This is a genomic window from Arthrobacter citreus, assembly GCF_038405225.1.
GTDB classification, from domain to species: domain Bacteria; phylum Actinomycetota; class Actinomycetes; order Actinomycetales; family Micrococcaceae; genus Arthrobacter_B; species Arthrobacter_B citreus_A.
This window is the reverse complement of sequence record NZ_CP151657.1, coordinates 3,300,608-3,314,871: the sequence shown is the minus strand read 5'-3', so window position 1 is coordinate 3,314,871 and position 14,264 is coordinate 3,300,608. Positions and strand designations below refer to the sequence as shown.

The 14,264-nt window shown below is 66.9% G+C and carries 15 protein-coding genes; all 15 read left to right on the top strand.

The window, feature by feature from the left end:
- The first annotated feature begins 46 nt into the window (after positions 1-46).
- The 15 genes from AAE021_RS15340 to AAE021_RS15270 all read left to right on the top strand — a co-directional run bounded on the left by AAE021_RS15340 (position 47) and on the right by AAE021_RS15270 (position 14,221).
- Positions 47-1,207 (top strand): zinc-dependent metalloprotease, encoded by a 1,161-nt coding sequence (locus AAE021_RS15340; protein WP_342023166.1) that lies wholly within the window; start codon positions 47-49, stop codon positions 1,205-1,207.
- 111 nt (positions 1,208-1,318) lie between these two features.
- A complete protein-coding gene (gene tilS, locus AAE021_RS15335) occupies positions 1,319-2,362 on the top strand; it encodes a tRNA lysidine(34) synthetase TilS (RefSeq protein ID WP_342023165.1) in 1,044 nt (347 codons plus the stop codon).
- A gap of 36 nt (positions 2,363-2,398) precedes the next feature.
- Complete coding sequence (gene hpt / locus AAE021_RS15330; RefSeq protein ID WP_152220688.1) at positions 2,399-2,950, top strand: hypoxanthine phosphoribosyltransferase; 552 nt, start codon at positions 2,399-2,401, stop codon at positions 2,948-2,950.
- Between the two features lie 220 nt (positions 2,951-3,170).
- Entirely contained in the window at positions 3,171-5,288 is a 2,118-nt protein-coding gene (gene ftsH, locus AAE021_RS15325) for an ATP-dependent zinc metalloprotease FtsH (protein ID WP_342023164.1), read from the top strand.
- Between the two features lie 188 nt (positions 5,289-5,476).
- A complete protein-coding gene (folE, locus tag AAE021_RS15320; protein ID WP_342023163.1) occupies positions 5,477-6,094 on the top strand; it encodes a GTP cyclohydrolase I FolE in 618 nt (205 codons plus the stop codon).
- A gap of 14 nt (positions 6,095-6,108) precedes the next feature.
- Positions 6,109-7,014 (top strand): dihydropteroate synthase, encoded by a 906-nt coding sequence (gene folP, locus AAE021_RS15315; RefSeq protein ID WP_342023162.1) that lies wholly within the window; start codon positions 6,109-6,111, stop codon positions 7,012-7,014.
- A 3-nt stretch (positions 7,015-7,017) separates the two neighbouring features.
- Complete coding sequence (folB, locus tag AAE021_RS15310; RefSeq protein ID WP_342023161.1) at positions 7,018-7,404, top strand: dihydroneopterin aldolase; 387 nt, start codon at positions 7,018-7,020, stop codon at positions 7,402-7,404.
- On the top strand, positions 7,401-7,901 hold the full coding sequence (gene folK / locus AAE021_RS15305) for a 2-amino-4-hydroxy-6-hydroxymethyldihydropteridine diphosphokinase (RefSeq protein ID WP_342023160.1): 501 nt from the start codon (positions 7,401-7,403) through the stop codon (positions 7,899-7,901). The genes folB and folK overlap by 4 nt, the downstream gene beginning before the upstream one ends.
- An 8-nt stretch (positions 7,902-7,909) precedes the next feature.
- Entirely contained in the window at positions 7,910-8,422 is a 513-nt protein-coding gene (locus AAE021_RS15300; RefSeq protein WP_342023159.1) for a DUF3180 domain-containing protein, read from the top strand.
- Positions 8,415-8,927: a PH domain-containing protein gene (locus AAE021_RS15295; protein WP_342023158.1), complete on the top strand. Its 513-nt coding sequence runs from the start codon at positions 8,415-8,417 to the stop codon at positions 8,925-8,927. Before AAE021_RS15300 ends, AAE021_RS15295 begins: the two co-directional genes overlap by 8 nt.
- Positions 8,924-10,624 carry a PH domain-containing protein gene (locus AAE021_RS15290; RefSeq protein WP_342023157.1) on the top strand — a complete coding sequence of 567 codons (1,701 nt, stop codon included), beginning with the start codon at positions 8,924-8,926 and terminating at the stop codon, positions 10,622-10,624. Before AAE021_RS15295 ends, AAE021_RS15290 begins: the two co-directional genes overlap by 4 nt.
- On the top strand, positions 10,611-11,534 hold the full coding sequence (locus AAE021_RS15285) for a Rossmann-like and DUF2520 domain-containing protein (RefSeq protein WP_342023156.1): 924 nt from the start codon (positions 10,611-10,613) through the stop codon (positions 11,532-11,534). Before AAE021_RS15290 ends, AAE021_RS15285 begins: the two co-directional genes overlap by 14 nt.
- Positions 11,531-12,451: a pantoate--beta-alanine ligase gene (gene panC, locus AAE021_RS15280; RefSeq protein ID WP_342023155.1), complete on the top strand. Its 921-nt coding sequence runs from the start codon at positions 11,531-11,533 to the stop codon at positions 12,449-12,451. The genes AAE021_RS15285 and panC overlap by 4 nt, the downstream gene beginning before the upstream one ends.
- 130 nt (positions 12,452-12,581) lie before the next feature.
- Positions 12,582-14,036, top strand: coding sequence for a lysine--tRNA ligase (gene lysS, locus AAE021_RS15275; protein WP_342025436.1), 1,455 nt, complete (start codon positions 12,582-12,584; stop codon positions 14,034-14,036).
- A 2-nt stretch (positions 14,037-14,038) separates the two neighbouring features.
- Complete coding sequence (locus tag AAE021_RS15270) at positions 14,039-14,221, top strand: hypothetical protein (RefSeq protein ID WP_342023154.1); 183 nt, start codon at positions 14,039-14,041, stop codon at positions 14,219-14,221.
- Positions 14,222-14,264 lie beyond the last annotated feature (43 nt).

The following is a 14,264-nucleotide window of genomic DNA, read 5'->3' as shown; positions in this document are numbered from 1 at the left end:
AGCGAACCCCTCTTCAATGAGGGAGGCCATGTGGTCTGATGGATGAATGGAGAGCTATCAGCGCCACCCCGCCTCAGCCGCCCCCGATCTGGTGAACTGGGACCTGGCCGCCGGAACTGCGGCCACCCTGGTATCCGCCGGCCCCAAGATGCCGGCCCGCGAAATCCGCGAAGCCGTTGCGGACCTGCGCGCCCGCGCCGACGAGGCAGTGACCCACGTCCACCGCATCACCGGGCTGGAAGCTGCCCGGGACCTGCGCGATTCCGAGGTGCTGGTGGTGGACCGGGCATCCTGGGCCAAGGCCAATTCCCGCAGCTTTGCCGCACTGATGAACCCGGCGCTGGAACACCTGGCGCAAACCCGCCCGGACCAGCTGACAAACACGAACACGGCCCTGAGCGGCACCGTCACCGGGGCCCAGCTGGGCGCCGTCCTGGCCTTCCTCTCCTCGAAGGTGCTCGGACAGTACGATCCGTTCTCCGCGAAAACCCCCGGCGGTCCTTCCGGCGGCCGGTTGCTGCTGGTGGCACCGAACATCATTGCCCTGGAACGTGAACTGAACGTGGTCCCGGCTGATTTCCGGCTGTGGGTATGCCTGCACGAGCAGACCCACCGGGTCCAGTTCGCGGCCGCGCCGTGGCTGCGCGATCACATGCTGGAACAGATCGGCATGCTCACCAACGGTTTGATGGACAAGGCCCAAACCCTGTCCGAGCGCATCGGCCAGGCCGCCAAGACCCTCGCGTCGCCTGCCGGCCGCGAGGCGCTGACCGGCGGAACCGGCGGTGATGGCGGTGACGGTGGTGACGGCGTTCCCAAGCGGCCCATGGACATCATGTCCCTGCTGCAGGACCCCGAGGACAAGGAACGGATGTCCCACCTGACCGCGGTCATGTCGCTGCTGGAGGGCCACGCCAACGTGGTGATGGACGCCGTCGACTCCTCAATCGTTCCCAGCGTGAAGACGATCAGGCAGCGTTTTAACGCCCGCGGCAAGAGCCACGGCTGGCTGGACCGTTTCTTCCGGCAGATCATGGGACTGGACGCCAAGATGCGCCAGTACAAGGACGGCTCGAAGTTTGTCCGTGCGGTTGTCGACGGCGCCGGCATGGACGGCTTCAACCGGGTCTGGGAGGGCCCGGCCAATCTTCCCAGCGAAGCTGAAATCCACAATCCCTCCCTGTGGATGACCCGGATGGGACTGTAACCGCACGTGCACAGGCAAGACTCTGATTTTTTCGTCCCCGGTGTTCCCTCGAACTCCACCTCAGGGCGACCCCGCAAACGCCTGAACCCCACCCTCGGCAAGGCCCGGAACATGATCCGGGAAGCGCTCGACGACGCCGGGCTGGCGCCGCGGGGCACCGCCGCCGTTCCGCCGCCGCTGCTGCTGGTGGCGTGCAGCGGCGGTCCGGACTCCCTGGCCCTGGCCGAAGCCGCCTCGTTCTTCGCCCGCCGGGGCGACTACCGGGTGGGCGCCGTCGTCGTGGACCACGCACTGCAGCCCGGCTCGGCCGACGTCGCCGCAGCCGCCGCCCGGAAGCTGCGGAACATGGGACTGGACCCGGTCCAGGTCCGCACCGTCTCGGTGCCCGCCACTGGCATGGGTCCGGAAGCGGCTGCCAGGACCGTACGGTACGCGGCCCTGGACGAGGCCGTGGAGGAGACCGGCGCCAGCGCCGTGCTGCTCGGGCACACACTGGATGACCAGGCCGAGCAGGTGCTCCTGGGCCTCGCGCGCGGATCGGGCACCCGGTCGCTGGCAGGCATGCGGGCCGTGCGCGGGAAATACCTGCGTCCACTGCTCGGGCTGCGCCGCAGCGAGACTGAGGAGATCTGCGAAAGCGAGGGCCTGGATCCCTGGTTTGATCCCACCAACTCCGATCCGGCCTTTGCCCGGTCGCGGGTCCGGGCAGAGGTTTTGCCGTTCCTGGAAGAGAAACTGGGCCCGGGAATCGCCGAGGCGCTGTTCCGTTCCTCACGTATCCTCGCCAATGACGCGGACTACCTCGACGCCGTGAGCGCCGAAACGTTTGAGCGGCTGCGCGTCTCTCCAGCGGATGCCGCCGGCGCCGGGACTGCTGATTCCGGCACGCTCCTGCTGCCGGAAGCACAGCTGCGTGAGCTGGCTCCCGCCGTACGCCAGCGCGTCCTGGCTCTGGCCGCCGTCGAACTCGGAGCCGCCCAGCCCAGCTACGAGAGACTGCGTTCAGTGGAGGCACTTCTGCGCCGCACCGGGTCCGCGGGCCCGGTGGAACTGGTCGGCAAAGTGAGCGTTTACCGCCAGGTGCGCACAAATCCCGTTCCCCAAGGCCCCTCCGGCTATGGCAATCTTGTCTTTAGGAAAAAGAGCAGCACCTAAAATCCAGCTGCAACATCTCGTACCCGGGAGCCATTCGTGGATTCACACGACGTCCAGTCAGACCTCAAGCACGTTCTCTACACCAAGGAACAGATCCAAACGCGGGTGACCGAACTCGCAGCCGAGATTGACCGCGACTACGCCGGGCGAGACATCCTGCTGGTCGGCGTGCTCAAGGGCGCCGTCATGGTCATGGCTGATCTCTCCCGTGCCCTGCACAGCCACGTCACGATGGACTGGATGGCAGTCTCGTCCTACGGCTCCGGCACTCAGTCCTCGGGCGTCGTCCGGATCCTCAAGGACCTGGAAACGGACCTCCTCGGCAAGCACGTGCTGATTGTCGAAGACATCATCGACTCCGGCCTGACCCTGTCCTGGCTGCGCACCAACCTGCAGTCCCGCGGCCCGGCCAGCGTCGAAATCTGCACGCTGCTGCGCAAGCCCACCGCTGCGAAGGTGGAAATCGACGTCAAGTACGTCGGTTACGAGATCCCCAACGAGTTCGTTGTGGGCTACGGCCTGGACTTCGCGGAGCGGTACCGCAACCTTGACTTCATCGGAACCCTGGCACCGCACGTCTACGAGTAACAGGCACCCGGCTGACGCAGAATCCGGACGGTGGCCAGCAGGCCGCCGTCCGGTTCCGTGTCAGCGATCAGCATCACGTCGGCGTGCTACGCCCAGAGGGAACTTTCGGGGTCTTCAGGACGTGTTCCAACAGGTAACGGTGTATAGCTAGTTGAAGCATATTTCCGCGCATTATCAGCGTTGTTGATCAGGAGGGACGGGGCGTACGCCCTGACGACGAATGAAATCTAAGAACTTCTTCAAGGGGCCGGGCATTTGGATTGTCCTGGCATTGGCCCTTCTTGTGCTCATTCTTCCCAGCCTTTCCGCGAGCGGGGCAACCCAGGTGGACACCAGCGTGGGCCTGCAGCTGCTCAAGGACCAGAAGGTGGAGCAGGCCAAAATCTACGACGGCGAGCAGCGTGTGGACCTCACGCTCGAGGAGCCGTATAAGGACAGCAGCGGCAAGGAAAGCGAGAACGTCCAGTTCTTCTTCGGCACCGCCCGCGGCGAGGACATTGTCGCCGCGGTGAACGACTCCGGCGCCGAAGGCTTCACCGACCAGCCGGTGCAGACCAACTGGTTCACCAGCTTCCTGGGCCTGTTCCTGCCGTTCATCATTATCGGCGTCATCTTCTGGTTCCTGCTCTCCCGCATGCAGGGCGGCGGCTCGCAGGTGATGAAGTTCGGAAAGTCCAAGGCAAAGCTGACCAACAAGGACATGCCGCAGGTAACCTTCGCCGACGTCGCAGGCGCGGACGAGGCCGTGGAGGAACTGCACGAAATCAAGGAATTCCTGCAGGATCCGGCCAAGTTCCAGGCCGTGGGCGCCAAGATCCCCAAGGGTGTGCTGCTGTACGGCCCTCCCGGCACCGGTAAGACCCTGCTCGCCCGTGCCGTGGCCGGTGAGGCGGGAGTGCCCTTCTACTCCATCTCCGGCTCCGACTTCGTCGAGATGTTCGTCGGTGTGGGTGCATCCCGCGTCCGCGACCTCTTCGAGCAGGCCAAGACCAACGCCCCGGCCATCATCTTCGTTGACGAGATCGACGCCGTCGGCCGCCACCGCGGCGCCGGCGTGGGCGGCGGCAATGACGAACGCGAGCAGACCCTGAACCAGCTGCTGGTGGAGATGGACGGATTCGACGGCAACACCAACGTCATCCTGATTGCCGCCACCAACCGGCCCGATGTGCTGGACCCGGCACTGCTGCGCCCGGGCCGCTTTGACCGCCAGATTGGCGTCGAAGCTCCGGACATGCAGGGCCGCCTGCACATCCTGCAGGTCCATGCCAAGGGCAAGCCGATGGCCGACGGCGTGGACCTGGAAACCGTGGCACGCAAGACGCCAGGCTTCACCGGTGCGGACCTCGCCAACGTCCTGAACGAGGCAGCCCTGCTGACGGCCCGCTCCAACGCACAGCTCATTGACGACCGCGCGCTGGACGAGGCCATTGACCGGGTGATCGCCGGGCCGCAGAAGCGCAGCCGCGTCATGAAGGAACTGGAACGCAAGATCACGGCCTACCACGAGGGTGGACACGCCCTAGTGGCGGCAGCGCTGCGCAACACCGACCCCGTCACCAAGGTGACCATCCTGCCCCGCGGCCGCGCCCTGGGGTACACAATGGTGCTGCCCCAGGATGACAAGTACTCGATCACGCGCAACGAACTGCTGGACCAGCTCGCCTACGCCATGGGCGGCCGGGTGGCCGAAGAGATCGTGTTCCACGATCCGTCCACCGGTGCCTCCAACGACATCGAAAAGGCCACCGCCACGGCCCGCAAGATGGTTACCCAGTACGGCATGAGCGAGCGGATCGGTTCCGTAAAGCTCGGCAGCGGCGGCGGCGAACCCTTCCTGGGCCGCGACATGGGCCAGGAACGGAACTACTCCGACCAGGTGGCCTACGTTGTCGATGAGGAAATCCGGCGCCTGCTGGATAACGCCCACGACGAGGCGTACCAAATCCTGACCGAAAACCGGGACGTCCTGGACCGGCTGGCCCTGGAACTGCTCGAACGCGAGACCCTGAACCAGGCCGAGATCGCCGAGGTCTTCCACGACGTGCGCAAGCGCGACGTCCGCGAAGTCTGGCTCTCCAAGCCAACCCGCCAGGTCCACAGCCTGCCGCCGGTGGTATCCGCGCGGGAACGGCGTGAAGCCGCGGCCAACGGCAAGCCCAATCCGGACAGCGTTTCACCGCAGGACCAGATTGCCGACGCCGATCTGCCCCAGGACTTTGACGTGTCCAGCAACGGGCTTCCGCAGCCGGAGGGCACTGGATCCGGACACCCGGGCCAGGGCGGCACCGCCGGCCGGACCGATGGTTCGGAGAACCCGGCACAGAACGACCGCTAGTTCCGCTAGAACAGCTGTTGCACTCCGACGGCCCGGCACCATGTGCCGGGCCGTCGGCGTACCCGCCTGCCGGCGGCGCGCCGCGCTGGCTGGTGCGCCCCCGGGCCGCCGCGCCGCCCCCGGGCCGCCGCGCCGCCCCCGGGCCGCCGCCGGGCCGCCGCCGGCGGCAGTCACGGTAGGATCGACCAGTGACGGATTTCGACGATGAACTGACTGCGGATGACATCTCCGCCCCCCTGGCCCCCGTGGATCAGCCCCGGATTGAAAAAGCGGTCCGCGAAATTCTTCTCGCGATCGGTGAGGATCCGGACCGTGAGGGACTGCAGGACACCCCCAAGCGGGTCGCGAAGTCCTACGCGGAAATCTTCGCCGGCCTGCACCAGAGCCCGGTGGACCTGCTGGCCACCACTTTTGCCCTGGAACACGAGGAGATGGTGCTGGTCAAGGACATCCCGTTCTTCTCCACCTGCGAACACCACCTCGTGCCCTTCCACGGCACCGCCCACATCGGCTACATTCCGTCGAAGGACGGCAAAGTTACCGGGTTGAGCAAGCTGGCCCGCCTGGTGGACGTGTACGCGCGGCGGCCGCAGGTCCAGGAGCGTCTGACAACACAGATCGTCGACGCACTGATGGACAACCTGGACCCCCGCGGTGCCATAGTTGTCATTGAATGCGAACACCTGTGCATGTCGATGCGCGGCGTGCGGAAGCCCGGAGCCAAGACCGTCACCTCGGCGGTCCGCGGCCAGCTTCGCGAAACCGCAACCCGTGCGGAAGCAATGAGCCTCATACTCGGACGATAGGACCCCACCACCTCATGGATTCACTCGCCGCCGCTCCCGGCACCGGGCCCGCGACCTCGCCTCTTCCAGTGGTCCGCCCGGTTCGGACGCCCCGCCGGTTCGAAGACCTTCCGGCGGACCGCACCCTGGTGATGGGCATCCTGAACGTCACGCCGGATTCCTTCAGCGACGGCGGACAGTTCGGACAGGCCGACCAGGCGATCCAGGCCGGTTTGAAGATGCATTATGACGGCGCCGACATCATTGACGTGGGCGGGGAGTCCACGCGGCCGGATTCGGTCCGGGTTGATCCCGCGGAGGAGCAGCAGCGGATCCTGCCCGTCGTTGAGGCGCTGGTGAAGGCCGGCGCACTGGTCAGCGTGGACACCATGAACGCTTCCACGGCAGAGAAGGCCATCACCGCCGGCGCCGCCGTCATCAACGATGTCTCCGGCCTGGATGTTGATCCCGGGATGCCGGAGCTGATAGCGCGCACCGGCGTCCGCTACGTGCTGATGCACAGCCGCGGCGCCGTCCGCAGCAGCGACCCCCACGCGGAGTACGACTCCGTTGTGGATGACGTCATCACCGAACTGACGAAAATCCGGGAGCAGTTTCTCGACGCCGGCGTGGCGCCCGAGCAGATCATCCTCGACCCCGGACTGGGATTCTCCAAGGACGGTGCCGCCAACTGGGAGCTGCTGAGGAACATTGACCGGTTTAACGCCCTGGGCCACCGGGTGCTCATCGGTGCTTCCCGGAAGCGTTTCCTCGGATCCCTGCTGGCCAGCTCCGGCAAGGCCGCCCCGCCGCTGGAACGCGACAACGCCACGGCGGCGGTTACGGCACTGGCCGCCTTCGCCAAGGTGTGGTGCGTCCGCGTGCACAACGTCGGCCCCAACGTCGATGCCGTCAAGACCACCGCAGCCTGGAAGGGATAGGACATGAACGCTTCCGGCACAGCCACACGCGACACCATCACGCTGACGGGTATCACCGCGCGGGGATTCCACGGAGTATTCGAGGACGAGCGGCGCAACGGCCAGCCCTTTGTGGTGGACGTGGTGCTGCACACGGACCTGCGGCCGGCCGGCCTCAGCGACGACCTGACGCAGACGGCGCATTACGGCGAGCTTGCCGAACAGGTGGCGGCCATCATCGCCGGCGAACCACTGAACCTGATCGAGGCCCTCGCGGAGCGCATTGCCCAAGCCGTCCTGGACGGGTTTGCCGGGGTTGGCGCCGTTGACGTGACCGTCCACAAACCGCAGGCACCCATCACCGTTCCCTTCGGCGACGTAGCGGTAACCATCCACCGGGACCGGGCATGAACGCGCCCGCCGCGGTCACCGCGGTCCTGGCCCTGGGCAGCAATCTCGGCGAAAGCCGGGACACCCTTTCACGCGCAGTGGCGGAACTGGCCGATCACCCCGGCGTCCGGCTCCAGGCCGTTTCTCCGGTGGTCCGGACCAGCCCGGTGGGCGGGCCCGAGCAGCCCGACTACCTGAACCTTGTGGTCTCAGTGGAGACCGACCTGCCGCCGCATGACCTGCTGGCACACTGCCAGAGCGTGGAAAACTCCCACCACCGCAAGCGCGAGGTGCGCTGGGGGCCGCGAACCCTGGACGTGGACATCATCACCTACGGTGACACGGTGCTCGACGACGAGACCCTCACCCTTCCGCATCCGCGGGCCCACACCCGGGCCTTTGTCCTGCAGCCGTGGGCCTGGATGGATCCCGAGGCCAAGCTGTCGGGAACCCCGGTGGCCGAGCTCGCCGCCCGGGCCGAGGACCTTCCCGGCCTGGAAATCTACGAGGGAGACTGATCCTTAACGTGGGGAACATCCGGTACCGCTGGCTGGCCGTCATAACGATCGCGTCCGGTGTCCTGGGTTGGCTGGTCAACAACTGGGCCACCCGCAATTCCCTGCCCGCACCGGTCCTGAGCCTGTTCGGGCTGCTGACCGTACTGCTGATCTCGGGAGCCACGCTCGTCCTTGGACTTCGGGTCAGGCGCTGGCAGCAGGGCCACCGGGACCGCGAACTGGACCCCATCGCCGCGGCGCGGACCCTGGTCCTGGCCCAGGCCGCCGCCTATGCCGGTTCGCTGCTGCTGGGCTGGCATGCGGGTATCTTTCTGGAACAGGTACCCCTGTGGTCGCTGCGGCCGGGACACAGCGCCACATGGTCCGCCCTGGCCATGATGGCCGGAGGAGCGCTCATGATCTCCGTGGGCCTGCTTGTGGAGCGCTTCTGCCGCCTGCCACCCAATGACCCGAACGGGAACGGCGGGACCCCCGCCGGCCCGGAGAACCGACAGCAACCGGGAGACGGCGAATATGCCTAGCGAAGCGATCGATCCGAGCGGTTTGCGCTGGGAGCACATTTCCCCCCGATACCTCACCGTCCGCCTCATTGGCTGGGCCATCGAAGCCGTGCTGACCGTGGCTGTTGCCTGCCTGCCGCTGATCCTCCGCTCCGCCGGGGTTTGGCCGTCGGCTCCGGACTGGCTGGCCTGGGGGCTGCCGGCCCTGATCGCGGCCGCCTACGTGTGGCGCGCAGTGCTGCTGCCCCGGCAGGTGCGCGCCGTTTGCTACGCGGAACGCAATGAGGATTTCCTGCTGCGGCGGGGTATCTTCTTCCAGCGCACCCTCGTTGTTCCGTACGGCCGGATGCAGTATGTGGACGTTACGGTGGGGCCGCTGGAGCGCGCCTTCGGCCTGTGCTCCCTGAAACTGCACACGGCAGCCCCGGGAACCAATGCGGTGCTGCCCGGCCTGCCCGCCGCGGAGGGCGCCCGGCTGCGGGAGCAGCTGTCCGAACGCGGCGAAACGCAGCTGGCCGGACTGTGAGCGTCCCACAGACCGGGGAATGGGCCCGCGTCCACCCGGTGTCCCCGCTGGTGCGCGGCTGGATAGCCCTCGCCGCCATTGCCTTCGTTTTCGGCCGGAACATCGTCGAGGATCTGATTGGGCTCCGCGGAGGAGACGACGGCGGCGGTGACAGCCGTGGCGGTGGTGCATCCATACCCGACGGCACGGTGCTGCTGATCGGAGTAGCCATCCTCGCGGGAGTCCTGCTGATCATCGCCGTGGGGTTCTTCCTGTCCTGGCGGTTCACCCGTTACCAGGTGACGGAGAATCACGTACGGGTGCACTCCGGCATCCTCTTTCGCCAGCAGCGCCAGGCCCGGCTGGACCGCGTGCAGGCCATCGACATCATCCAGCCCCTGCTCGCCCGGCTCTTTGGACTGGCCGAACTGCGCTTCGAAGTGGCCGACGCGGGCGAATCAGCGGTGCGGCTGGCCTTCCTCAAACTCGATGACGCCCAGCAGCTGCGGGCCCTGATCCTGGACCGGGCCTCCGGGGCATCACCCGTCCCGGCGGGCGGGAGCGACGGCAGCGGCCACGACGGCAGCGGCCGTGGCGCCAGCGACGACGGCGACGGTCCGCAGGGCGCGGGAACGGCCGGCGCAGCGGCGTCCGGCGGCGGCATTCGGGGAGCGGTGGAAGCACCGGAGCAGCCCATCCTCGAGCTGGGGCCCGGACGGGTCATTGCCGCCACGCTGCTCTCCGGGACCACGCTGTTCCTGCTGGCCGGCATTGCCGCAGCCATCATCATCACGGCCCTGACCGGTGAGCCCGTCACGCTGGCGGTCATGGTCCCACTCCTCTTCGGAACCGTCGGCGGCTACTGGTCGGAGTTCTCCACGTCCTTCAACTTCCGCGCCTCGGTGTCCCGGGACGGAATCAGGGTGCGTTACGGACTGCTGGACACCCGCACACAGACCGTTCCGCCCGGCAGAATCCAAGCCGTGGCGGTGCAGCAGTCACCTTTGTGGCGTATCACGGGCTGGTACCGCGTTTCCGTCAATGTGGCCGGATACGGGGACGGAACCGGTTCCGAGGGGCAGGCCCGGACAAAACTGCTTCCGGCCGGAACCCTGCCGGAGGTCTTCGCGATCCTCGCCCTCGTGCTGCCCGATGCCGGCACCGACCGCCCACTGGACGTCTTCACCGCCGGCATCACCGGCCGGGACGGGGACCACGGCTTCACCACCACACCCCGGCGTGCCCGTTGGATAGCCCCGTTGACCTGGCGGCGCAACGGGTTCACCCTCACTGACACAGCCCTGCTGGCCCGCAGTGGCGCCCTGTGGCGGGTGCTGTCCGTGGTGCCGCACGAACGCACGCAGTCCATGTCCCTGGAGCAGGGACCGCTTCGCCGCCGCTTCCGCACCGCTGACCTGGTGCTGCACTCCACCGCCGGCCCGGTGCATCCCCGGGTCCGGAAAATCGACACCGAAACGGTGCAGCACCTGTTCCAGGAACAGGCCGCCAGGGCCCGCGAGGCACGGCGGCGGGACCGCAGCGCCCACTGGAACCGGCCGGCTGATTCCGTAGCAGCACCCGCTTCTTCCCCCGCATCTTCCCCGGCATCTTCCCCCGTGGCATTCCCCGCCTCTTCCCCCGATTCCCCTGCGCCGTCCCCCGCACCGCCCGTTTCCACCGATCCGTTTTCCAAGGAGTTTCCCCATGAACAGCGCTGACGCAAGCACCGCCGAGAAACGTCGGCGGGGCAGGCTTGGCATCGGGGTCATTGGGGCCGGCCGGGTTGGCGCCGTCCTTGGTGCCGCGCTGCGTGCGGCCGAGCACGCCGTCGTCGGCGTTTCCGCCGTGAGCGAGGAAAGCCGCGAACGCGCCGCCAACCTGCTGCCGGGCGTCCCTGTCCTGGACATCCCGGAAATCGTCGAACGCTCCGAGCTCGTGCTGCTGGCGGTGCCGGATGATGCCCTGGGGCCGCTGGTCTCCGGCCTGGCCGCCACCAACGCATGGCAGGCCGGACAGCTTGTCGCCCACACCTCGGGCCGGTTCGGCACCGACATCCTCGAACCCGCCCGCCGCGCGGGAGCCATTCCGCTGGCACTGCATCCGGCCATGACCTTCACCGGAATGAGCCTTGACCTGACCCGGCTGGCCGACTGTTCCTTCGGCGTCACCGCCCCCACGGCCGTGCTGCCCATCGCCCAGGCGCTTGTGGTGGAAATGGGAGCCGAGCCCGTGGTCATTGACGAGGCCGACCGGGTCAACTACCACCTCGCGCTGGCCCACGCGTCCAACCATCTGGTGACCATCACCGCCCAGTCAGTGCAGCTGCTCAAGGATATCGGCGTCGAAAACCCCGACCGGCTGCTGGGTCCGCTGATGCGCGCATCGCTGGAAAACGCCCTGGCCTCGGGCGAGCATGCGCTGACCGGTCCCGTGGCCCGCGGCGACGCCGGAACCGTGGCGGCGCACCTGAGCGAAATGGCGGACCAGGACAGCGCCGACCTCAGGGACACCTACCGGGCACTGTCCCTGGCCACCGCCCGGCGCGCCATCGACCGCGGACTGCTCAGCAAGGAACGCGGACAGGCCGTCATCGACGCGCTGACCCTGGACGCGGAAGGCCTGCAGTGAGTACACCGCGGGTTGTGCACACGGCCGCGGAGCTGAGGTCAGCCGCCGCCGGTGCCCTGGCGGCCGCCGGAACTGCCCCGGCCGGTGCCCGGACTCCCTCCCTCGGACTGGTGCCCACCATGGGAGCGCTGCATGAAGGACACCGCGCGCTGGCGGATGCGGCCCGGGCGGGGAACGACGTCGTGGTCGCATCGATTTTTATCAACCCGCTGCAGTTCAACGATCCGGAGGACCTGCGGCGGTATCCCCGGACCCTTGAGGCGGACCTGGACCTGCTGGGAGCAGCAGGCGTGGACCTGGTTTTTGCGCCGTCGGAGGCCGAGGTCTATCCGGGCGGAGCGCCGCTGGTCCGGGTTCATTCCGGCGAGCTGGGGACACGCTACGAGGGCGCGTCCCGGCCGGGCCACTTCGACGGCGTGCTGACCGTGGTGGCCAAGCTCCTGCACTGGGCCCAGCCTCCCGTGCCGGCCCGCTTCCGCGCCTACTTCGGACAAAAGGATGCCCAGCAGCTGGCGCTGATCCGCCGGATGGCCGCGGACCTGAACTTCGCGGCGGAAATCGTGGGAGTGCCGGTGGTCCGCGCCCAGGACGGCCTGGCGGAGTCCAGCCGCAACGTCTTCCTGGATCCGGCCCACCGGCAGGCAGCCACCGTGCTTCCGCGGGCACTCTTTGCCCTGCGGGACCGGGTCTCAGCCGGCCTGCCGCCGGACCTGGCCGCCGCCGCCGCGCTGGTGGAGGCCGAACCCCTGGTGCAGCTGGACTACTTCGACGTTGTCGATCCGCTCACGCTGCAGCCGCTGCCCGCGGGAGACGGGCCGCTGGAAAAGCCGGGGCTGGCCCTCATCGCCGCACGAGTCGGGCAGGTGCGGCTGATCGACAACCTGACCCTGGTGCCCCCTGCCGCAGCGGTGCGCTAACCCACGGACCTGCGTGCCCGCTGCAAACCGGCTGGTGCTCCGCCGTAAGCCCGTGCCGCGCGGCTCTGTAAACTTAAGGACTGTGACCACATCTAATCCCGTTCCCGAAGCAGCAGACACCTCCGAGCAGATGCGCATCCGCGCCGAGAAGCGGGCCCGACTCATCGCCCGGGGCGGGGAAGCCTACCCGGTGGGAGTGGAGCGCACGCACTCCATCAAAGAGGTCCGGGAGAAGTTCGGACACCTGCAGGCCGACGAAACCAGCGGTGAAACCGTGGGCATCACCGGCCGGGTGGTGTTCATCCGCAACACCGGCAAGCTGTGCTTCGCCACCCTCCAGGAGGGCAACGGCACCCGGGTGCAGGCCATGCTGAGCCTCGCCGTCGTCGGCGAGGAATCACTGGCCGACTGGAAGGCCCTGGTGGACCTTGGCGACCACGTTTTCATCCGCGGCGAGGTCATCTCCTCGCGCCGCGGCGAGCTGTCCGTCATGGCGGAGTCCTGGTCCATGGCATCCAAGGCGCTGCGGCCCCTGCCGGTGCTGCATGCAGGCCTCAACGAAGAGACCCGGGTCCGGCAGCGCTACGTGGACCTGATGGTCCGCGAGGAAGCCCGCGACATGGTCTACAAGCGCGCCGCCATCATCCGCGGTGTCCGCGACACCCTCCACGGCCACGGGTATGTGGAAGTGGAAACACCCATGCTGCAGCTGGTTCACGGCGGCGCTGCCGCGCGTCCATTTGAAACGCACCTGAATGCCTTCGACCAGAAGATGACATTGCGGATCGCCACCGAGCTGTACCTGAAGCGGGCAGTGGTTGGCGGCATTGAACGGGTCTTTGAACTGGGCCGCATCTTCCGCAATGAAGGTGTGGACTCCACGCACAGCCCCGAATTCACCACGCTCGAATGCTATGAGGCGTATGCGGACCAGTTTGTGATGGCGGACCGCATCAAGGAAATAATCCTGCACTGCGCGGATTTGGTGGGGAGCCGGCAGATCGAAACCGAAGCCGGCACCATCAACCTGGACGGGGAATGGAAGTGGCTGTCGGTATATCCGGGACTGTCCGAGGCCGTGGGTGAGGAAATCACTCCGGACACTGACGCGGAAACACTGCGCGGCATAGCCGAAAAGCATGGAGTGAAGGTGGACCCGAAATGGGACGCCGAGAAACTGGTTGTGGAACTGTTCGGCGAAATTGTGGAACCGACCCTGATCCAGCCGACCTTCGTTTATGACTACCCGCCGTCGGCCCAGCCGCTGGCCCGCCAGAACCGTAATGACCCGCGCCTGATCGAGGCCTGGGACCTCATCATTGGCGGTATGGAACGGGGCACGGCATTCTCGGAGCTCATTGACCCCGTTATCCAGCGCGAACGGCTGACGGAGCAGTCCATCCGTGCGGCCGGCGGCGATGATGAGGCCATGGCACTTGACGAGGACTTCCTGCGTGCCCTTGAATACGGTGCACCGCCCATGGGCGGCATCGGCCTGGGAATTGACCGTCTCGTGATGCTTTTCACGAACACGGGTATCCGGGAAACAATTTTGTTCCCACTGCTAAAGCCGGAAATGGGATAGCCATGGAATACGTTGAAGTTCTACTGCCCTCGGTATGTGTCGCTGCTCTCTTTTATTTTGCGATGAAGGCACTGCTGAATGTCGACCGGTCGGAGCGAAAAGCGCTGGCTGAGGCGGAACGGGAAGCAGATCTTGCCGCTGATCGGGAAGCAAGTAGTCCGGGATCTGAAAAAGAAAGTAATTAAATACGCGACTACGCTTTGACTGGGGATTCAAAATTGCGCCATA

What these genes read in the sequence shown, in the direction of transcription:
- lysS (WP_342025436.1), top strand. Translation starts at nt 12,582, where the DNA reads ATGCGCATCCGCGCCGAGAAGCGGGCCCGACTCATCGCCCGGGGCGGG.
- AAE021_RS15295 (WP_342023158.1), top strand. Translation starts at nt 8,415, where the DNA reads ATGCCTAGCGAAGCGATCGATCCGAGCGGTTTGCGCTGGGAGCACATT.
- AAE021_RS15285 (WP_342023156.1), top strand. Translation starts at nt 10,611, where the DNA reads ATGAACAGCGCTGACGCAAGCACCGCCGAGAAACGTCGGCGGGGCAGG.
- ftsH (WP_342023164.1), top strand. Translation starts at nt 3,171, where the DNA reads ATGAAATCTAAGAACTTCTTCAAGGGGCCGGGCATTTGGATTGTCCTG.
- folP (WP_342023162.1), top strand. Translation starts at nt 6,109, where the DNA reads ATGGATTCACTCGCCGCCGCTCCCGGCACCGGGCCCGCGACCTCGCCT.
- folK (WP_342023160.1), top strand. Translation starts at nt 7,401, where the DNA reads ATGAACGCGCCCGCCGCGGTCACCGCGGTCCTGGCCCTGGGCAGCAAT.
- AAE021_RS15340 (WP_342023166.1), top strand. Translation starts at nt 47, where the DNA reads ATGGAGAGCTATCAGCGCCACCCCGCCTCAGCCGCCCCCGATCTGGTG.
- folB (WP_342023161.1), top strand. Translation starts at nt 7,018, where the DNA reads ATGAACGCTTCCGGCACAGCCACACGCGACACCATCACGCTGACGGGT.
- tilS (WP_342023165.1), top strand. Translation starts at nt 1,319, where the DNA reads ATGATCCGGGAAGCGCTCGACGACGCCGGGCTGGCGCCGCGGGGCACC.
- AAE021_RS15270 (WP_342023154.1), top strand. Translation starts at nt 14,039, where the DNA reads ATGGAATACGTTGAAGTTCTACTGCCCTCGGTATGTGTCGCTGCTCTC.